Source organism: Psychrobacter sp. AT9 (genome assembly GCF_047272965.1).
GTDB classification, from domain to species: domain Bacteria; phylum Pseudomonadota; class Gammaproteobacteria; order Pseudomonadales; family Moraxellaceae; genus Psychrobacter; species Psychrobacter glaciei.
Genome location: NZ_JBKOTW010000001.1, coordinates 1,642,200 through 1,663,324 on the forward strand (window position 1 = coordinate 1,642,200; position 21,125 = coordinate 1,663,324).

Here is a 21,125-nt window from a genome sequence, read left to right on the forward strand (position 1 = left end):
ATAACGTATGGATAGCCAACATACCGCCGTTGAAATTAACACTGTGTCGCATACATATGGCAAGACGGTTGCTCTTGATAATATTTCCCTAAATATCTTACAAGGGAGCACCGTTGGGCTAATTGGTCCTGATGGTGTTGGGAAATCAACGTTGTTGTCTCTTATTGCAGGGGTCAAGGTCATTCAAAATGGCTCCGTGCAAGTATTCGGTAAGGATATGGCAGAAAAATCTGCACGTGAGGCGCTGTCAAAACATATCGCCTTTATGCCACAAGGCTTAGGGCATAATCTTTATCCAACCCTGTCGGTATATGAGAATGTGGAATTTCATGCGCGACTGTTTGGATTGAATGCGCATGAGCGCCATGTACGAATAGCCCGTTTACTTGAGGCAACTGGGCTAGCACCATTTCCTGATCGTGCGGCTGGCAAGCTTTCGGGCGGAATGAAGCAAAAACTGAGCTTATGCTGTGCATTGGTGCACAATCCTGACTTACTGATTCTTGATGAGCCAACCACAGGGGTAGACCCTTTATCACGCCGTCAATTCTGGTCATTAGTGGCCTCGTTACAAGCTGAACGTCAAGAGATGACGGTCATCGTGTCGACAGCCTATATTGATGAAGCCAAAAATTTTGAATACCTGCTAGCGATGGATGATGGCAAGCTCTTAGCCAATCAGCAGACGCAAACCGTTATGACAGAGCTGAATGTCACGTCACTTGAAGAAGCCTACATCAAGTTATTGCCACCAGAGAAACAAACGAATGCAGGCGCGTTGGTTATCACGCCATTTGTCCCTGATCCTGATGCGCCGCCAGCTATTGAGGCAAAAAACCTAACCAAACGTTTTGGAGATTTTACGGCGGTTGATAATGTCAGCTTTTGTATTGAGAAAGGTGAGATTTTTGGTTTTTTAGGCTCTAATGGTTGTGGTAAATCGACCACGATGAAGATGCTGACTGGATTGATTGATAAAACAGAGGGCTCAGCCAAACTGCTGGGTCAATCTATCGATGCAAATGATATAGCGACAAAAATGCGTGTCGGTTATATGTCGCAGTCTTTCTCGCTTTATGAAGAATTGAGCGTACGTCAAAACTTAGAGCTGCATGCAACCCTTTATCAAATAGAAGGGGAGCGTGGACAGCAAGCTGTAAAGGATGCGTTAGATAAATTTGACCTCAGTGCTGTGGCGGATACAGCGCCAGCCTCATTGTCACTAGGTATCCGCCAACGATTACAGCTGGCAGCGGCTTGTCTGCATCATCCCGAAGTATTGATTTTGGATGAGCCAACCTCAGGTGTCGATCCTGGTGCTCGTGATATGTTTTGGCGACAGCTATTGACGCTTTCACGAGAAGATAAAATCACTATATTTATTTCTACTCATTTTATGAATGAGGCCAGTCGATGCGATCGCATCTCTTTTATGCATCGTGGTCGCGTGCTGGTTGTTGGTACACCGACAGAGCTGACACATAATAAACAAGCAGAGGATCTCGAAGAAGCTTTTGTAGCGTATCTGCTTGAAGATGAAAAAAATAACACTGAACCCACCAGCCAAAACGACACGACTGAAAATACGCCAGCAGAATCAGCGATCATAGCGTCTGAACCTGATAATCAAACCAACAAAACCGACACGCTTAAATATTGGTTTACCACTGTTTGGACATTTGCCACGCGCGAATTTAAAGAGCTATTACGCGATAAAATCAGGCTGTTTTTTGCTATCGTTGGACCCATTATTTTGATGGTCATGACTGGTTGGAGTATCTCTTTTGATGTGCACGATTTACCGTATACGATACTCGATCAAGATCACTCTGTACAAAGTCGACAGTTGACGGAGTACTTTTCGGGCTCAGAATATTTTACATCTACGTCACCCGTAGACTCTATAAAGGCCGCCGAATACGCGCTTAGAAGCTCTGAGACGCAATTGGTCATTGATATTCCAGTGGATTATGGACGTGATTTGTTGGCCAATAGACAACCAGAAGCAAGCTTTTATATTGATGGGACAGTGCCATTCAATGCAGCCAATATTGAGGGCTATGTAGGGGGGATTATGACGATATATATCACAGACCTTCTTCAAGATACTGGCTTGCCTATCGATTTAGACCCTGCCGCTGAAGTGGTTCCACGCTTTATGTATAACCAAGACTTTAAGAGCGTGAATGCGGTCATCCCAAGTGTGTTAATGATGATACTCATGTTGATTCCGGCAATGATGACCACGCTGGGTGTGGTGCGTGAGCGCGAAGTTGGCTCGATATCAAACCTCTACACATCACCAGCCAGTGTGCCTCAATACCTACTTGGAAAACAGCTACCTTATGTCGTTCTGGGACTGATCAATTATCTCATACTTGTGCTCATGGCCATATTTTGGTTCAAAGTGCCCATAAAAGGCTCTTTTTTGGCGATGTCTTTTGGCGCATTGCTGTTGGTCTATGTATCTACAGGACTGGGGCTGCTTGTGTCTAGTTTGGTTCGCACACAGGTTGCAGCGCTGTTTGTCACCGCCATTGTCACTCTGATACCCACCATTAACTACTCTGGGTTGTTGTACCCGCTCTCTAGTATGGACGGCATTGCTTATGCCATTGGGGTCGGGTTCCCCGCATCTTGGTATCAGCGTATCAGTATTGGCGGGTTTACTAAAGGACTGAGTTGGTCCAGTTTTTTGACGGAGTACATGGTTTTGACCGCTTTTGCCTTGGCATTTATCACATTTGCCTCTATTTTCCTGAAAAAGCAGGAGGTATAAGTGCAGACTTTTAAAAATATCTGGACGTTGACCATCAAAGAATTGCGCAGTCTGTTTGGAGACAAGATACTGTTTCTCATGATTGGCTTTGTGTTCTCTGTCACTATCTATACTGTGGCAGAAGGCATCAATACGGATGTACGCAATGCGCCTGTAGGTATTATAGATTTAGACCGTACAGCCCTGACCAGACAAATTCGAGATGCCCTACAACAACCTTACTTTCTGCCTCCTGTCGATGTGAAACGCGAAGATGTCGATGAGTTGATGGACAAAAGCAAGCTTATTTTTGTGCTGGAATTTCCCCCTGGGTTTGAACGAGATGTGCTGGCTGGACGAAAACCGCAAGTTCAGCTGTTAATTGATGCGACCACCATGACTCAAGCAGGTATTGGGCAAGCCTATATTCTCCAAATATTTAATCAGGAAGTGAGTAATTTTTTAAAACAAGCCGATCCACCGTTATTGGTCAAGCCAGTACTGAACATGATATTTAACCCAAACGGAGACAGCTACTGGTACACACCAGTTATGGAAGTCTGCAATATGATTGCGCTCTTGGCAATAGGGTTGTCCGGTGCTGCCGTTATCCGTGAACGCGAACGTGGCACCATCGAGCATCTCTTGGTGATGCCAGTCAATACAACAGAAATCGTGATTTCAAAAATACTTGCCAATAGCTTGGTGATTTTATGTGCCTCCATGTTATCGATGGTTTTTGTGATCCAGTATCTGCTTGGCATTCCCATTAACGGGTCGCTGCTTTTATTCGGTAGTGGTGTAGTGGTGTATTTATTCTCCATATCTTCTCTCGGCATTATGCTATCAACCATGGCGCCGAGTATGCCGCAGTTTGCCTTATTGATGTTGCCCGTTTTGGTTGTATCGTTACTCTTATCTGGCTCTATAGCGCCACGCAGCAATATGCCCGAAGCGGCACAAATGATAAGCGAATATTGGCCCACGACTCAGTTTGTCAGCTTTACTCAAAATGTTTTATTCCGTAATGCTGGCTTGGACATTGTTTGGCCTGAGTTATTAGTCATGACAGGTATCGGCGTCGTGTTTCTTATTTTTGCTTTAGTACGATTTAAAGCGATGCTTGAAAAGCTAGGATAATGTGCAAAACAGACTGGCCCAATTTGGCTCAATCAAAACCAGTCATACGTATACCTATATCCTAAGAGACGTTATAGGGCGTGTTTGATATTCGACCATGGCACTGAATTAAAAATAATGATAGAGAATATAAGGAGAAGAAGCGCATGTTTCCATTATCCAAAATTGTGAGTTTGGGAGCATTGGTCTTGATCTTAAGCGCCTGCCAAAGCACACAGGTTGTACGCCAAAGTGACATTTCTATTCCGACAACGTTTGACGAAAACAAAGCGGCGAAGGGCAGTCCAGAAATTAGCCACTGGTGGCGACAATGGCAAGATCCGCTATTAAGTCGCCTAATAGAGCAAGGCTTACAAGACAGCCCCGATATCCGTATCGCTGAAAGTCGTTTTGCAGAAGCAGTGGCAATCAGTCGTCTTGCCACTGCTGATCTTGGGCCACAAGCTGGCGTCAATGCTTCAGCGGGCCTTATAAATGGTTCGGCTCATCTATCTGCAAATGACAACCTCAGTCGTCTATTGGGTGCTAGTACAGCGCTGCTGGAGACGCACCAAGATATAGATAGCAGTCATGCTAATGCGGGATTCTCTGCTGCGTGGGAGCCAGATATATTTGGCAGAAAACAAAGTGATGCTGATGCCGCCCGTTATGCGGCGTTGGGTGTACAAGAAAAAATATATGGCGCGCAAATGCTACTGGCAGATCAAATTGCTGATCACTATTTTCAAGCCCGTGCCGCCCAGCAGCGTGAAGTCATTACTGCCCGCAATGTAGAGATATTGACGCGCTTTGAGCGATATATAAAAGGGCGTTTTCAAGCGGGTCAAGTCACCATGTATGAAGTTAATAATGTCCAAAGTAAACTCAATGCCATGCGTGCGAAAAAAAGCACAATCAATGCAGAGTATGCAATGCACGTACGTAGCATAGCCGTACTTATCGGGCAAGTACCGCAAGGTTTTGAGCTGCCTTCTACGACTGTAGACATTCTCAATCATCAACCGAGTGCGCCCAGTGGCCAAACGCCCCAAGGGTTGCTAGAACGTCGTCCAGATCTGCGTGCCTATGGCGCACAAGTCAATGCCTATTCTGCCAAACTGGCAAGTGCCAAAGCTGATCTGCTGCCACATTTTTCCATTAGTTTTTTAGGTCAAGGCGGGCGTATTGACGTTGACAGTGATGTGCCAGATTTGAAAGGTTGGGGCAGTATATTGAGTGTGGGCATACAGGTTCCCATTTTTACAAACGGTCGGATTAAGGCCAATATTGACAGCGCAGACGCTCGTTTGCAAACAGCGCTACTTCAATATGATCGACGGCTACTGCGTGCGCTTGGTGAGGTGGATAACACCTATCAGGCGCATCAGGCACTAGAACAGCAACAAAAATTTCTGAATAAGGCCTATCAGCAGTCTGTCAAGCGGGCAAGCGATGCTGAAAAACTATTTCATTATGGTTATCAAACGCTAGATGAAGCTCTGACAGCGCAGCTTGACTCAGAACAAATACAAGAAAACTTGATTTACTCGCAGCTTGCTCGAGCACAGATGCTACTGAACCTTTACAAGTCATTGGGAGGAGGGTGGGTAGAGAATGTTACTGCGAAGGCATCATAAATTCAGGCAGCTTATGAGAGGTTATACTCACTTATAAGAGGATACTGAAAAAATCTGAATCTTCGGAATGTAGTACGAGCATGAGTTAGCTGTGTAATAAATTAATAAGGCTTAAAGAAGTTGTATACCGTGCTCCATTTTATTATGCCAATACATAGGAACAGTGGCTTGAATAGCTACCCCTGTGATGGTGGCGTCATTTAATACTTCAATAAGTATGCGAACAACGCTTTATCTGATTTTAGAGGTATGGTTTCGATGTTTTCATCATCATATCGGTATTCATACGATTAGGGGCAATTGGTAGTACTCTACAGATTGGCTCGATCCCATGTGCCTGCTTGTTAACATCAATAAAATTTACCATCACCGCTGCTTCTGACTTTGAGCTTGCACTGAAGTAAGAGTGGTTCAATCTATAGGCTTTTCGATACCGTCAAAATAGGGAGATAAATACCCTTATTATTAAGGGTTATTAAGGGCTACATAATAAAAATCCCTTGAAGCGTAAGGCTTGCAAGGGTTTTTTAAGGATTATTCAGGACTGTTAATACAATAATTGGTGCGCCACCACCACGCAACGACTAACTTAGTGAAAGCCTTTTTTAATAAGGGTTTTATGGTTATATATATTATTTTTAACAACAAATTTAACAACATACGAATATCGCTATATCTGTTTGGATTGCGATATTATAGTATCTTTACGAAGTACTGTTAGTGCTTTTCAAATACATTATATATACAGCCTTGAGTTTACAGTTCTATCGCGATTGCCCCTTTGATTTAAGGTGCTTTGATATATTGCAAACTTGATACACTCTAAGCAGCGTTATAGACAAACAGCAATATCGATATGAGTATTATGTGATGTACATAATACTCATGTGAGTAATCCTAGAATATACCCAGATATTATTAATTTTTCTAGTTAAAACCTATTCAATAGCGATGACTTTTTGCATCTCATTTTGATGTCCCAAATTAGCATCGGTTAAGTCTCTAGAGTTACTTCTTTTTTCGGTCTGGTCTACTATTTTGGCACCCACTAAGTCACCAACGACGTTGCCAAAGGTGAAGATCATATCGACCAAGATATTGATACCTGCGGTGAGCGCAACAATTTCGATGGGCAATCCCGCTTGTGTAAAGACGATAGACATACCAATTAATCCAGCACCTGGCACACCAGCCGTACCAATCGCGGCCATAGTTCCAATGATGACAATGGTGGCCAATTCAGGTACCGACAGTGACATGCCCATGATTTCTGCTGCAAAGATGACAGCGACACCAAAACGTAATGCCGTACCATTCATGTTTACAGTTGCGCCAATAGGCAATGTCAGTTTGGCAACACGCTCACCAATACCTGCTTTTTCTGCGCATTTAATGGTAATCGGTAGCGTGCTCAGGCTACTGCTGGTCACAAATGAGGTAAAAGCCGCTTCTTTGATATTTTTATAGAATTGAATGACTTTTACGCCAAAGAGCTTCAACATAATCGGGAACACAACCCCCACCAATATGATAACACCAAGGTATGACGTACCAATAAATTTACCCAGCGCAATAACGACATCCAATCCTTGCGTACCAAAGGTATTGGCAGTGATGCCCAATACGCCAATCGGTGCATATAATAGAATGCCGCTTAGTATTTTGGAGACGACTTCGTTACAAGCTTCGAGCAGTCTGAATAAAAAATCACCCATTTCTTGTTGCTTTTCGTCTGCTGAATGGCGCATGAACAAAATAGCCAATCCAGAGATAACCGCGACAAATACGACCGCGAGAATATCACCTTGAGCAAAAGCATTGAAGATATTGCTGGGTACCATATTCAGTAGGGTATCAATGAAAGATGGGCGGGCATGGGCATCCATAGTTACAGCGGTCGGCAACGAAAATCCTGCACCAGGATTGGTCATCTTTGCCAAAACAATACCAACGACCACCGCAATACCAGTCGAGACGATATAAAAGGGGAATATTTTTAGTCCTATCCGACCGAGTTCTTTAGGGTTGGAGTGATTGACGGCGACCATCAAAGAGAAAAGGACAAGAGGTATCACGACCATTTTCAATAAGTTTAAAAACAGGATTCCAAGCGGTGACAGAAAACTACTGTGCTCGCCCAGTACCAGTGCCAAAAAAATACCTATTAAAAAGCCGCCCGTCATTTTTACCATGAATGACATGCTGGTATACCAACGCCAAATTATTCCCATTACTATCTCCTGTTATTTACAATATCTGTTACTGACTTTTAAAAGGATATGTGGAGATGGGCAAGAGAATATTTTGATTTTAGACATTCCATTGTCCAGTCCTGTATGATTCAAACGCTTTGGCTTGATACGGATGCTGTCAGTTTTCAGACATGTGATATTAGAATTTTTCCTTAAGGTAAAGATACTAAACACCAACAATCACTGAAACAAGCGAATTAATTTATGGCGAGCATTCCTTTTTTTCTTACTAATGGAGGAGTTCACGATTATTTTTAACGAATGCTTAGGCGGTTTACTCGATATATAGTCGATCAATTTAAAGCAGATACAGGACGGTTGGGATAGGTTTTACAGCCTTTGGAATGTTTGGCGCACAGCAAGCAAGGCAGGATTATACCAGCAGAAAACAAGATTACCATTTGTGCCACCGTCATTTTGAATTGACCGTGTTTCAAATTGGATATATATAACCACAATTACTATTTTGGATTTAAAAATAAGTTATGAAAACGGATACTAACAGTTCGCTAGATTTTAGAAAATATCCTTCAACCAAAGCTTTACAATGTTTTGAGACAGCGGCTAGACACTTAAGTTTTACCAATGCGGCGCAAGAGATGCACATGACTCAAAGCGCCATCAGTAAGCAGGTAGCGCAGCTAGAGGAAGTGCTAAATATTGCTCTGTTTTATCGAACACCGCAGAAAATCTCGTTGACACCTGCTGGCAAGACGTATTATTTGGATGTGCTCGATATACTAAAACATATCGAGATGGCAACGACCAATTTAGTGTCGCACAGTGATAATACCGAGGTATTGAGAATTGTCTCGCACCCAACGTTTTGTTCACGTTGGTTGATACCTGCGTTGAGTGGATTTAATGAAGCACATCCCCTAATTAATTTAGAGATCAAAGAACAGGTTGGACCATTTTTTTCTGAAGACCAAAATGTCGATATCGCGTTTTTGTATGGTACTGGTATTTGGGGTGGAATGGAGGCGATTAAGCTGTTTGATGAATACAGTGTGGCCGTCTGCCATCCTGATTATTTAAAAGACGAAAAACCCTTCACGAGCAATGTCGCTAGTTGTACCTTATTGCATCTCAATTCGCGCTTAAATGCATGGTACGAATACTTTGAACAACAAGAGGTCAGTGTTGATAGTACATTCATAGGCCCGCGTTTTGATACGTTTCAGGCATGTATATCAGCGGCATTAGTGGGATATGGCATCGCGCTTGTACCGCTACGCTTGGTAGAACGTGAGTTGCAGTCAGGTGCGCTGGTCACCGCATGGGATTATGCTGCAAAAGGCAGAGGGTCTTATTATATGACTTATCCATTATCACTTGGTGAGTCACACAGAATAAAAGTCATTATAAATTGGATATCTGCTTACCTTGAAACCTAGGGCAGGTTGAACCGTTAAAAAACGAGTCGTGATGATTGGTTAGATAAATATTTACCGCTAATCGATAGTGGTCAGCGCAAGCGTCCAACGCAATAAAAACTATTGAAAGGCTTCATAAGACTTTGATTGAACATGTATTTATGCTTGGGTTTTTTCTATCTTGGCCTTGGTTTTTTCTCACAATAACGAAAAGGAATGAAAGCACAACTATTATTCGTTTGCTGAGTGCATCAGGTTTTGCTGAAATGAGGGTCACATTTAAGGAAGATAAGAGACTCTTAATGGATAAGCTATACAACGTCACTGATGCTTTTACGATGGTGCATCCCATCACCTTAGCCAAAGGTAAGAATGCAAAAGTTTGGGACAATAACGACAAATGCTACATCGATTTTGTGGGTGGCATTGGGGTCTTAAACTTCGGACATTGCCACCCTCATATCGTGACGGCCATTATCACTCAAACCCAATCGCTCATTCATTATGCTTACAATGCAGCTGCGCACATCCCCTATCAAACCTTCATGCCGCGATTGTGCGAGCTCATTCCTATTAGTGGCGAGCTATCAGGCATGCTCACCAACTCTGGTGCAGAGGCTACTGAAAATGCCATAAAAATTGCGCGTCTCAAGACCAAGCGTACTGGGGTTATTGCTTTTGATGGCGGGTTCCATGGTCGTACGTTGGCTGCTGTTAATCTAAATGGCAAGGTTGCCCCTTACAAGCGAGGGTTAGGACCGTTAGCCGGCAGTGTCTATCACATTCCTTTTCCCAGTCCAGACAATGAGGTGAGTGACCAACAGGCAATCGATGCGCTAAATCGTTTGTTTGAAGTAGAAACTGATATCAATAATATTGGTGCGATTATCGCAGAGCCCATACAAGGGGAAGGCGGGTTTCAGTTAATGTCACCCTCTTTTGCTCAGTACCTGCGCGCCTTTTGTGATGAGCACGGTATCTTGCTAATTATGGATGAGATCCAATCAGGCTATGGACGTACTGGTTCACCTTTTGCCTTTTCACATTTGGGCATTGAGCCAGATATGATACTACTTGGTAAAAGCATCGCAGGCGGCTTGCCCTTAGGTGCAGTCGTAGGGAAGGCCAGTGTGATAAATGGCTTGCCTAAAGGCAGTTTGGGTGGTACGTACTCTGGTAATCCAGTGGCGTGTGCAGCGGCAAATGCCACGATAGATATCATGCAAGAGGATGAGATATGGGCATCTGCCAAGCACTATGCGCAAGTGATTGAAACAAGTATCGCGCAATGGCAGGCGAAAGATGTTTCTCCTTGGTTGTATGGTCTCACAGGTATTGGAGCGATGCGTGGTATTGAGCTGCGTCATGTGGAGTATGGCTCTCATCCTAGTGTGATGGCTCATATACTAACCCAAGCGCGAAAACAAGGCTTACTGCTCATGCCAAGTGGCAAACACCGTCATATCATTCGATTGTTACCGCCACTGACCATTGAGCCTGAAACGCTACAAGCTGGCCTTGATATTTTAAGAGACGTCTTAAATACGATTCCTGATCAAGATCCAGCTGACTGGTCTTAAGCACAAATTATTAATAAATGAGTTACCAGCAATAGGCTTTCTCAATAGCTATAAAAAGGATAAATATCTATGAATAATAACGGTTTTATGAGTAGTGATGATATTCGCCATCAGTTTTCTGTGGCCATGTCAGCGATGTATCAAGCAGAAGTTCCGTTATATGGCGATCTTATTGATTTGGTCACTGACGTGAACACCGAGGTTTTAGCTGCTCAACCTGATATCAAAGCACAGCTTGAGCATACTGGGGAAATGGATAGGCTAAGTATGGAGCGCCACGGCGCCATTAGAGTGGGTACTGCCGCTGAGCTTAGTATGATGCGTCGATTGTTTGCGGTGATGGGTATGCACCCTGTTGGCTACTATGATTTGGCCCCAGCTGGTGTGCCTGTACATTCCACCGCATTTCGAGCGACTGATGCAGAGTCATTAAGCAAGAGCCCCTTTCGAGTATTTACGTCATTATTACGCTTAGATCTTATTGGTGATGAAGCACTTAAAGAAGAGGCCGTAGCAGCATTAGCACGCCGCAACATCTTTACTGATACTGTCATCGAGCTTATTGAGTCTTTTGAAGAGCAAGGTGGGTTGAGTGAGCAAGCAGGCCAGCAGTTCGTCGTTGAGGCACTAGAAACGTTTCGCTGGCATGATAGTACTCCTGTGTCAAAGGCGCTGTATGAAAAACTGTTGCAGCAACATGGCCTCATCGCTGATGTGGTCGGGTTCAAAGGCCCACATATCAATCATCTGACGCCTCGAACGTTGGATATTGATACTGTACAGCACAGAATGCAAGCGAGAGGGATACCGCCAAAAGCGATCATCGAAGGGCCACCAAAACGAAATTGCCCGATTTTATTAAGACAAACGAGCTTTAAGGCACTAGAAGAAGCAGTTCGCTTTAAGAATACGTTGGCTGATGCAAGACAAAATAGCTATGAGCAAGGCCAACATACGGCACGCTTTGGTGAGATTGAGCAGCGCGGCGTGGCATTGACGTCAAAGGGTCGAGCACTATATGACAAACTGCTGAGTGACGCTCGTAACCAGCTAGGTGTGACCCCAAATGAAGTCAATGCCTCACAGTATTATCAGATTTTAGAGGCGACATTTGCCGCATTTCCTGATGATTATCAAACGCTGCATAGCGAAGGCTTGGCGTATTTTTATTATCAACCCGTGGATAACAGTAATGATGACTTGCAGCTCACGAGCTTGGAGATGGCTGAGTCCAAATCCGCGCTTGTCGAGCTGATCGAAAAAAACGTGATACGTATTGAGCCTATTGTTTACGAAGATTTTTTACCTGTGAGTGCGGCAGGAATTTTTCAGTCGAATCTACGTGATGATAAACAAAGTAGCTATGAGGGAAATTCAAATCAACAGGCGTTTGAAAAAGCACTGGGTACTCACGTTCAAGATGAATTGGCTTTGTATGAGACGACCCAAGATCAGAGTCTACAAGATTGTTTTATTGCCTTGCAAAAGACAGCATAAGCGTTAAACACATATAGTCGGCTCAAAATAGCAAAATATCTGTGTCACTATTGATAAAAATAGCGGCAGCTATTAATGCGTTTTTATTTACTATCGTAGGGAACATATCTGGTGAATAATTTTTCAGACCTCTCACAAGGGGTGGTTGATATTATCATACAAAAGTTGCAACAAGATCATGGTTACGGCCTCATCCAAATCAAGACTGACGCTGAGAGCTTAGAGCATTGGGGCAAAGACTGGACCAAGCACTTTGCGCCTGCTGCTGCTGCCATTGTTTTTCCAAAAACTACCGAGCAAGTGCAATCTATCGTACTCCTTGCCAACGAGCACAACGTTGTTCTGACTCCAAGTGGCGGTCGTACTGGTCTATCAGCTGGCGCCGTGGCTGCTAATGGTGAAATCGTCGTTAGTATGGATAAAATGAACCATATCGGACAATTCTATCCGGCCGATCGCATGGTTGAAGTTGAGGCCGGTGTCATCACGCAGCAGTTGCAACAGTTTGCAGAGTCCAAAGACTTATACTACCCTGTCGACTTTGCCTCAGCAGGCTCAAGTCAAATCGGTGGCAACATCGGTACCAACGCAGGCGGTATTAAAGTCATTCGTTACGGCATGACCCGTCAATGGATCATGGGGCTGACTGTGGTCACTGGTAAAGGTGATATCTTGCAGCTGAATCGCGGTATGGTAAAGAACGCCACAGGTTATGATCTGCGTCAACTGTTCATCGGTAGCGAAGGAACCCTAGGGTTTGTCACCCATGCACAGATCAAGCTTGAGCGTCAGCCGCAAGACTTAAACGTCATGGTGCTCGGTATGGACAGCTTTAACGATGTGATGAATGTACTATCGGCTTTTCAAGCACAAATTGACTTAACGGCATTTGAGTTCTTTGACGACGTGGCGATTGACAAGTTAATGGCACATGGTCAAGTACAAGAGCCGTTTGAGTCGCGTACCAAGTTTTATACATTGCTAGAGTTTGAAGCGCCATATGAGCCGATCATGGATAAGGCGATGGCAATATTTGAGCACTGCATGGAGCAAGGTTGGGTCGTCGATGGGGTGATGAGTCAAAGCCTCGCGCAGGCAGAAGAGCTGTGGAAATTGCGCGAATACATCTCTGAGACCATCTCAGTATTTACCCCTTATAAGAACGATGTCTCTGTACTGATAAGCCATGTGCCTGAATTTATAGAACAGATTGATCACATTGTCAGCAGTAACTATCCTGACTTTGAAGTGTGCTGGTTCGGTCATATCGGCGATGGCAATTTGCATCTGAATATTCTAAAACCTGAAAACATGAGTAAGGATGATTTCTTTGCAGAGTGTCAGATCGTCAATAAGCACGTGTTTGAGACGGTACAGAAGTATGGCGGCTCAGTCTCTGCTGAACATGGCGTGGGTATGACCAAAAAGCCTTATTTGCACTACAGCCGCAGCGAGACTGAGATTGATTACTTACGAGAGGTCAAAAAAGTCTTTGATCCCAATAATATTATGAACCGTGGCAAGATTTTTGATATGTAGATAAAATCCTAAGATCGATGGCATAGCTTAAGTAAAATGCTAAGTAAGAAACATTACTCACGCTATATGCAACATAGATCAGTTCTATAACGTTTTGCAATTGGATGACTGTCGAAATTTATATTCGATTTTTCGATAGCTATTGGTCTAGCTTTTACCAGCTTCGTCTCTTCAAATACAGTATCAATAGCGGTGGTTTGAATAAGGTCCATATTTGTACAGGCACTAGTTAATACAGTTAATGCTAAAATTAACTGTATTTCAAAGTTTTTATATAGCACTTGCTTCATTCTATTATGCAGTAAACTTTTAAGAAGTACTTAAAACTCATTAACTGTGTCAATCACAAACTGACGAGAAGCCTCACCCTCTATCATACGATACTGAATTTGGCGTGTTTTACCTTGTGGATTGGCATTGCTATCCTCTTCTAAATAGAGTGGAAAACGTCTAACCAATACATTCTCAACCAATGCAAACGCATCATGGCCCATATAACCTTGTTTGAGTGTGTCAGTCAGCTCTGGATAAGAGACTTCACTCCATGACAGCCCTTTATTGCTCGAATAAGCAATCACGTCACCATATGAGCCGCTACCCACACTTTGAGTGAACACCAGAATTTCATGGTATCCATCGCCATTAATATCACCCACGTCAGCACTAACAACAGGATCGCTAATTGGTCGCTCGATAATGTCTTCGCCCACTGACTGAATCTGCAAGATATAACCACCATTGCCGTCGGAGGTGCTGGTCACTTGAGTAGAAAAATCACCATAATTGAGTGATGTAGCGTATTGCGAGTTGTCCAATTGTCGAGTATCCAGCGTACCGCTTAATTTTTGATATACGCCACCAAGCGTTGCACCGCCGCTACAATAAAAAGCTGTTTTTTGTAGATGGGATGTTTCACCTTCAATGGATAAGCTATTGTCATCAAAGCGCAAATAAACGGGGTTATTATCTACCCAAAATTGATACCGTCCATCATGAGCTTTATGAAGTACGGTGTCTAATGTACAAGTAGGTTTCTTTTTGTCTATGCGAGAACGAATAGACAAACTAATAGCATCTTGACCAGCATCACGTACGCTGATCGCAAACCAGTCGTAACCCTCGTTACGCTTTGTATAGCCATCTGTGATGTAATCGCCCGTTATATTGTTAGTATACTTATCGGTTGCGGTTGTCGTCGGTAGGTCATTTTGTAAAACCGTTGTTGACTCAAGGCCCTGTGTATTGGTGTTCTGGCACGCAGTCATACTTAGTAACAGCATGCTTAGCAGTAACGTTTTTCTCATCATAATTTTTAGTCTTTCACAAGGTTGTTATGTGGGCAATTCATAATAAGTTCATTACAGCCCACATCATTTAGCAATTTAAGAAAACCATTATCCATTCTTGGCGTGGAATATTGGTTTGTACCCATTTGCTCTCGATGGGATTCAAGTAAGGGCACTAAGGTAGAGGAATTTAAAGCCTTTGACCGTGTCTATTGAGTAACCTTCTTACTTGTTTATGAAAAGTTGATGCTTAGGCATAAGCTGCGTTTTATGCTCGAGAAAAGCAGTGCTTTTTCATATAAAGTGACAATAACGTTGCATTCTTTTTTGCTTTCCCGTTGCTAAAATAGAGTAGTACCTGATGCTTTCAAAACGATTCAAATTATCATTCGTAATACACCAGATTTATCTTTACAATCTCACCTCATTTACACTAGCAGATAGATTTAAGGTGAGCATTCCATGCTTTTAAGTATAGTTTACATTATTGGTATTACAGCAGAGGCGATGACAGGTGCACTAAGTGCAGGACGACAAAATATGGATTGGTTTGGCGTTATGCTTATCGCGAGTGTAACGGCGATAGGTGGTGGTAGTATCAGAGATATCCTACTTGGTAATTACCCCTTAACTTGGGTAGAACATCCTGAATATTTATTAATTGTTTGTGTGGCTGGGCTTATAACGACCTGGTTGGCTAAATGGGTCGTTAAATTTAATGGCGTTTTCATGCGTTTGGATGCTTTGGGGCTAGCGGCCTTTAGCATTATTGGTTGCCAAGTAGGGCTTAACATGGGACTTCACTATGGTGTTTGTGTGGTTGCTGCCATTGTAACAGGCGTATTTGGCGGGTTGCTGCGTGATTTAATATGTCGCCAAACCCCATTGGTTTTACATCATGAGTTATACGCTTCAGTTTCCTTGATCGTTGCGTGTTTATATTTAACACTCCAGTATTTTACTGTTAGTAGCAATATCAGTGTCATTGTTAGTTTGGTTGCTGGTTACTTAATCCGTATGGCAGCGGTTAGAGCAAAGTGGCGATTACCCGTATTCCATTTTTTAGAAACTTCCAAATAAAATAGTGACCCTACCATTATAAGAATTTCTACGAGCGAGCTGTGTTATTTTAGAGAGTCGTTATTATCTGTGAACACCTCATTTTTAACACAGCTATTTGACGCAGCTATTTAATACAGTCTGGCTGCAATTTATCTCATTTTTATCGTCATGTTCAAAATGAGGACACGCCCGAATACTACTATACAGTGAGCGTAATTTTACCCACTGCTTTACCTGATTCAAGATGGTCATGCGCGCGTGCTACCTCCCAAATAGAGTAGTTACTATCATCTATGATAGGCGTGATTTTGCCACTATCAACCAGCTCTGCAATCATTGTCAGGATACGACCGTGCGATTCATGGTTGATGCCATGAAATAATGGAATGAGCACCAAAACACCATGAAAGGATAAGGCTTTGAGAGCAACTTGCAATGGATCAGCAATGGGTAAAATAGTGGCGACATGGCCATTGAATCTAACGGCTTGAAAAGATTTTTGAATATTATCACCAGCCACCGTATCGAAAATTTTGTCAAAACCCACGCCGTCAGTATACGTCGCCACATAGTCATCAACCTCCGCTGTTGTATAATCCACTAGATGATCCGCGCCTAGTGTTTGTGCTAGTGCACTATTAGCAGGAGAGTAGGTAGCGGTGACTGTCGCGCCAAGTACTTTTGCTAGCTGAACGGCAATATGACCAACGCCTCCTGTTGCACCATGAATCAAGACGTTATCGCCTTCTTTGACATTCATTTTTTGTACGAGTGCCTCATAAGAAGTGAGTGCGACCAACGGCAGGGCTGCGGCTTGCTTCATGCTGAGTGTTTTAGGCTTTTTAGCCATCAAACGCACATCAACCAACATGAATTCAGCAAGTGCACCATCAATACCGTTAAGGCCACCAGCCATACCATAAACTTCGTCACCAACACTAAATTCAGTGACGTCGGCACCTATCTCGCTCACAATGCCAGCTACATCACCGTGTAGTATCTCTGGCAAATTCTCCGACCAAGGCAGCTCGACTGAGCGCAGCATGGTATCAATAGGATTCACACTAGTGGCTTTCACTTCCACAACCATGTGACCTAGTGTTGCCGTTGGTTTTGGTTTTTCTGCCAATTGAAAAACTGCAGTTGTACCGATTTCTTTAATGATCATCGCTTTCATGTTATTACCCTTTACTGGTGTGGATGTCTTACTGTTTGTTTCAGGACAATCAGTTTAGACGTTGCTAATCCAGCAAACCATTACCCAGTAAACAAATTACTTTTGCTTTTTGAGCAAGCCATAGTTACAGTTAAATGGAATACCTATCAACTTAATAAAGGAGTGGCGATGAGCTCAATAAATCGACTGGCATACTTCAATAGTGTTGTCGAAACCGGTAGCATTTCAGAGGCTAGCCGTATCTTTGATGTACAGCCGTCCTCTATTTCACGGCAGTTAGCAGTGCTTGAAAAGGAGTTGGGGGTACGTCTACTCAATAAAACGACCAGAAACACCAGTTTGACTGAAGCGGGGCACAAATATTACGAATACTCTCAGCGAATTGTGTCAGAGTTTGATAATGCCAAAAGAGCCGTTAATGACTTACAAATAATGCCACAAGGTAAGCTGAAAATCAGCATGACAGTCGGTTTTGGTGAAAGCATGGTATTACCATTAATACCGAAATTTATGTCGTTATATCCAGATATTGATATAAAAATTGAGTTAACAGAGCGGGTTGTAGATCTTATAGAAGAAAATATTGACGTGGCTATTCGAAGTGGACGCTTATCTGATTCGACCATGATTGCCCGACGCTTGGTATTTAATGATTTTTTACTGTGTGCAAGCCCACAATATTTAAAAAATAATGGCACGCCTCTTAGGATTGATGATCTAGCTAATCACCAATGTATCCGATATGGTTATAACGGTTGGAAAGATTGGTTTTTGATAGCAGAAGATCGTAAAAAGTTGATGATTAATAGTCAGGTTTCAGTGAACTCCGTGAATGGTCAGAAGCAGCTGGTATTGAATCATACAGGTCTGACGCTAATACCACTGTGGGCTGTTAAAAGTGAATTGGCGAACGGGTCATTGGTTCAAGTCATGCCAGAGCATATTTTTAGTCCTTATGAAGAACTCAGTGCCACTTACGCTATTTATTTAAAGCGAGATATGGTCTCACCAAAAACACGCGTTTTTTTAGATTTTCTGGTAGAGCACATGATAGCGATTTGAGTTTGGGTCTACAGCTTGATCGCACGAATTTTTATAGTCGATGACTGCTAAATGCACTTTCATGAAGGTTGATGTTCTTAAAGACCGAGTATGAATAGTTTATGAAAAAATAGGAGACCGCCCAATACGCGTATTATTTCATATACGATATAGGCCTAAGCACTCATGACTTGATGAGTGCTTCTAAATTTAAAATGACTACTATTCTTAAATATCAGCCTATGGAGATTTCATGACATCTAAAATATTTATCAGTGGCTCAATTATGCTGGCCCTTGCTGCACTGTCTGGACTGATGGAAAGCTTATTTTACGGTGACATTGGTTCTGATGGCGTGCTCCAAGAAAGCTTGTTTTTACCTCTGGCTTTTATTTTTTTAGCCTTATCACTAATCCTTTATTGCTTATCATTAATCATGCACATAAAAACGAGCGTGACAGGTATTCAAATGAACTAGGGCGTGTCTTCAATTCACTCGATAGTCATCTAAATGGGATAAAAATGGCTAAATCTTGCCAAACATCGTCAAATAGCTGGTTAATATCCCGATATTATCTGCGCTATTTTCCTTGTTTGACGGCAATTTATCTCATTTTTATCACCATTTCTGAAATGAAGACACGCCCTAAACACATTCTCTACAACCACATTCTCTACAACCACATTTATTGTTCCCAAGAGAGCAATTATGATAAATGGATTTGAGGCAAAAAACCTAATTCGCGAGATGCGTATATATTGAAAACATTAGGATGCTTTTTTCAACCAGTCTAACCAGAGGTATCTAAAGAGTTCATCAAAGCAGTCACCACTAAATTGTTTACATTTTTGAGTGAAAAAACCACCTCGTCATAATCTGAAGGTAGCTCCGCAATGGGCACCTTCACAAAACCATCCTTTCTTGTTGTGCTTTCGCTCCATGCAAATCCTACACCTAAGTTTTGGTAAACCGCATCGTAAACACTTTCTTGGGTGTTTACGATATACGTAGGGGTTATCTCTAAATTAATTTTTGCTAGTGCCTCATTTATAAGTTTTTGAGTGGTAGAGCCGTGCGTGCGGAATATAACGGTTTCCGATGCCAACTCAGTCAAGCTTATAGACTCTCTTGATGCAAAAGGGTGGTTCGGTGAGCATAAGGCAACAAGCCTTTGGGTAGCACACTTCTTAAACTGCAACCTATCATCCTTTGGCACATTTGCAAGAATGCCAACATCTACTTGACCGTTAACGACTCTACTGAACGTTTCATAGAAATTACCAAAATAGATCTCAGTCTGTAGCTTGGGATAGCGCTTACTAAACTGCCTGATAATTTCAGTTCCCGGTAGGGGGCTGCATAGAGCTACCTTTAATATAGCCGCTTCAAAGATTTTACTTCTTTGAATCAGCTGCTCTAGATCATCTTCAACTGCTCGTATTTTACTCGTCAATGACCCAAGCTCTAAGCAGTAATCTGTTGGCACAAGGTGTCTGCCACGCTGTATAAATAGCTTAAACCCAAGATTGTTTTCAAGCGTAGATAGTGCTTGGCTAATGGCAGATTGAGACACGCCCAAACGTCTAGCTGCCTGCGTGTAATTACCTTCCTCAAGCACAGAGTCTAAGATGTTTAGTTGATTATAAGTATAAGGTTTTTTCGTCATATGACCGCCGTCTTTCGTATCGGTTTCAGAGATAGTCAGGCTTATCTCTGGGAAGTACGAGAAGTTATACACGATAAATAAGACTGAATGATTAAATATATAAGCTAACCTTATATATGACACCAAACTGTCATATTCATCTTCTATATTAGTTACATGTAAACGATTAAAGCATTGAACAATTTACCTAAATGTATTTGCTTGAGCTATCACTCACTGCCAATACCAAAATATAAGTTTGGGCTTGAATTATGTTAGAACTAAGAAATGTGACTAAGAAGTATGATGGCAAAGTTATTTTTGAGGATATCTCCCTAAAAGTGAATAAGGGTGAGATTGTTTCAATATTGGGCCCATCTGGCTGTGGGAAAACCACGTTGCTACATATTATTTTAGGTCTAACCGATATTAGTTCTGGTCGACTTGCCTATGATAAGGAAGACATCACACGTGTGCCTATGAAGCACAGAGGTTTCAATATTGTATTCCAAGACTATGCGTTGTTTCCTAACTTGAATGTAAAGCAGAATATTGAATATGGGCTACGTAATAGACCTAACGTTAGCACACAAGCGGAGGTTGATGAGCTGGTTGACCTTTTGGAGATTAAGGCTCATTTGAACAAGCGAATCAGCCAGCTCTCTGGTGGGCAAAAGCAGCGTGTTGCATTAGCGCGTACTTTAGTGATGAAGCCTAAAATTTTATTATTAGATGAGCCTTTATCTGCCTTAGACGGGGTTATTAAAGAGACCATTAAGGCACGTATTCGTGAGATTGCAGAGCGTTATGAGCTAACCACTTTGATTGTGACACATGACCCTGAAGAAGCGATGACACTCTCTGATCGCATTTTGTTGTTATCAGACGGCAAAGTAGCTCAATATGCTAAACCATCAGAAATCATCAAAAACCCTGCCAATGATTTTGTCAAAAGCTTCATCCTAAATCAGCTAAACATCAAACGTCGTAATATCTTGAGCCTATTTGAAGCGGACAATGCGCCAGCTGATCCATTAGAAAAATACACTCAAATGAGACCTGTGCTAGATGGCAGCTCAGTCACTGAAGATATCAATTCCATAATCCAGCGCACAGCCGCTAAATCCATTAAAGATACCTCCAAAGGTTAATAAA

The 21,125-nt window shown here is 42.5% G+C and carries 15 protein-coding genes; 11 read left to right on the forward strand and 4 right to left on the reverse strand.

The window, feature by feature from the left end; genetic code table 11:
- Positions 1–7 precede the first annotated feature (7 nt).
- From rbbA to ACMFL8_RS06985, 3 genes are all read left to right on the forward strand, one after another.
- Positions 8–2,779, forward strand: a complete 2,772-nt coding sequence (rbbA, locus tag ACMFL8_RS06975; RefSeq protein WP_413190503.1) for a ribosome-associated ATPase/putative transporter RbbA — start codon at positions 8–10, stop codon at positions 2,777–2,779.
- A complete protein-coding gene (locus ACMFL8_RS06980) occupies positions 2,780–3,898 on the forward strand; it encodes an ABC transporter permease (protein ID WP_413190504.1) in 1,119 nt (372 codons plus the stop codon).
- A 146-nt stretch (positions 3,899–4,044) separates the two neighbouring features.
- Positions 4,045–5,514, forward strand: a complete 1,470-nt coding sequence (locus ACMFL8_RS06985) for an efflux transporter outer membrane subunit (protein WP_413190505.1) — start codon at positions 4,045–4,047, stop codon at positions 5,512–5,514.
- A 938-nt stretch (positions 5,515–6,452) separates the two neighbouring features.
- On the opposite strand, the gene ACMFL8_RS06990 is transcribed toward ACMFL8_RS06985, so the two are convergent.
- On the reverse strand, positions 6,453–7,745 hold the full coding sequence (locus ACMFL8_RS06990; RefSeq protein ID WP_413190506.1) for a dicarboxylate/amino acid:cation symporter: 1,293 nt from the start codon (positions 7,743–7,745) through the stop codon (positions 6,453–6,455).
- A 506-nt stretch (positions 7,746–8,251) separates the two neighbouring features.
- Here ACMFL8_RS06990 and ACMFL8_RS06995 point away from each other — a divergent pair.
- The 4 genes from ACMFL8_RS06995 to ACMFL8_RS07010 all read left to right on the forward strand — a co-directional run bounded on the left by ACMFL8_RS06995 (position 8,252) and on the right by ACMFL8_RS07010 (position 13,758).
- A complete protein-coding gene (locus ACMFL8_RS06995) occupies positions 8,252–9,163 on the forward strand; it encodes a LysR substrate-binding domain-containing protein (RefSeq protein WP_194621121.1) in 912 nt (303 codons plus the stop codon).
- 281 nt (positions 9,164–9,444) lie between these two features.
- Positions 9,445–10,722 (forward strand): aspartate aminotransferase family protein, encoded by a 1,278-nt coding sequence (locus ACMFL8_RS07000; RefSeq protein ID WP_413190507.1) that lies wholly within the window; start codon positions 9,445–9,447, stop codon positions 10,720–10,722.
- 69 nt (positions 10,723–10,791) lie between these two features.
- Positions 10,792–12,219 carry a VOC family protein gene (locus ACMFL8_RS07005; protein WP_413190508.1) on the forward strand — a complete coding sequence of 476 codons (1,428 nt, stop codon included), beginning with the start codon at positions 10,792–10,794 and terminating at the stop codon, positions 12,217–12,219.
- A 141-nt stretch (positions 12,220–12,360) separates the two neighbouring features.
- Positions 12,361–13,758, forward strand: coding sequence for an FAD-binding oxidoreductase (locus ACMFL8_RS07010; protein ID WP_413191381.1), 1,398 nt, complete (start codon positions 12,361–12,363; stop codon positions 13,756–13,758).
- A 320-nt stretch (positions 13,759–14,078) separates the two neighbouring features.
- Here ACMFL8_RS07010 and ACMFL8_RS07015 read toward each other — a convergent pair whose 3' ends face one another.
- Entirely contained in the window at positions 14,079–15,065 is a 987-nt protein-coding gene (locus ACMFL8_RS07015) for a hypothetical protein (RefSeq protein WP_413190509.1), read from the reverse strand.
- Between the two features lie 441 nt (positions 15,066–15,506).
- Here ACMFL8_RS07015 and ACMFL8_RS07020 point away from each other — a divergent pair, with 441 nt between their 5' ends.
- Positions 15,507–16,124 (forward strand): trimeric intracellular cation channel family protein, encoded by a 618-nt coding sequence (locus ACMFL8_RS07020; RefSeq protein ID WP_413190510.1) that lies wholly within the window; start codon positions 15,507–15,509, stop codon positions 16,122–16,124.
- A gap of 181 nt (positions 16,125–16,305) precedes the next feature.
- Here the strand turns inward: ACMFL8_RS07020 and ACMFL8_RS07025 are convergent, their stop codons facing one another.
- On the reverse strand, positions 16,306–17,283 hold the full coding sequence (locus ACMFL8_RS07025) for a zinc-dependent alcohol dehydrogenase family protein (RefSeq protein WP_413190511.1): 978 nt from the start codon (positions 17,281–17,283) through the stop codon (positions 16,306–16,308).
- 168 nt (positions 17,284–17,451) lie between these two features.
- Between ACMFL8_RS07025 and ACMFL8_RS07030 the strand changes: the two genes are divergently transcribed.
- Both ACMFL8_RS07030 and ACMFL8_RS07035 read left to right on the forward strand, forming a co-directional pair.
- On the forward strand, positions 17,452–18,345 hold the full coding sequence (locus ACMFL8_RS07030; protein ID WP_413190512.1) for a LysR substrate-binding domain-containing protein: 894 nt from the start codon (positions 17,452–17,454) through the stop codon (positions 18,343–18,345).
- Between the two features lie 232 nt (positions 18,346–18,577).
- Positions 18,578–18,802 (forward strand): hypothetical protein, encoded by a 225-nt coding sequence (locus tag ACMFL8_RS07035; RefSeq protein ID WP_413190513.1) that lies wholly within the window; start codon positions 18,578–18,580, stop codon positions 18,800–18,802.
- Between the two features lie 313 nt (positions 18,803–19,115).
- Here the strand turns inward: ACMFL8_RS07035 and ACMFL8_RS07040 are convergent, their stop codons facing one another.
- Entirely contained in the window at positions 19,116–19,991 is an 876-nt protein-coding gene (locus tag ACMFL8_RS07040) for a LysR substrate-binding domain-containing protein (RefSeq protein WP_413190514.1), read from the reverse strand.
- A 251-nt stretch (positions 19,992–20,242) separates the two neighbouring features.
- Here ACMFL8_RS07040 and ACMFL8_RS07045 point away from each other — a divergent pair, with 251 nt between their 5' ends.
- A complete protein-coding gene (locus tag ACMFL8_RS07045) occupies positions 20,243–21,121 on the forward strand; it encodes an ABC transporter ATP-binding protein (RefSeq protein WP_413190515.1) in 879 nt (292 codons plus the stop codon).
- Positions 21,122–21,125 lie beyond the last annotated feature (4 nt).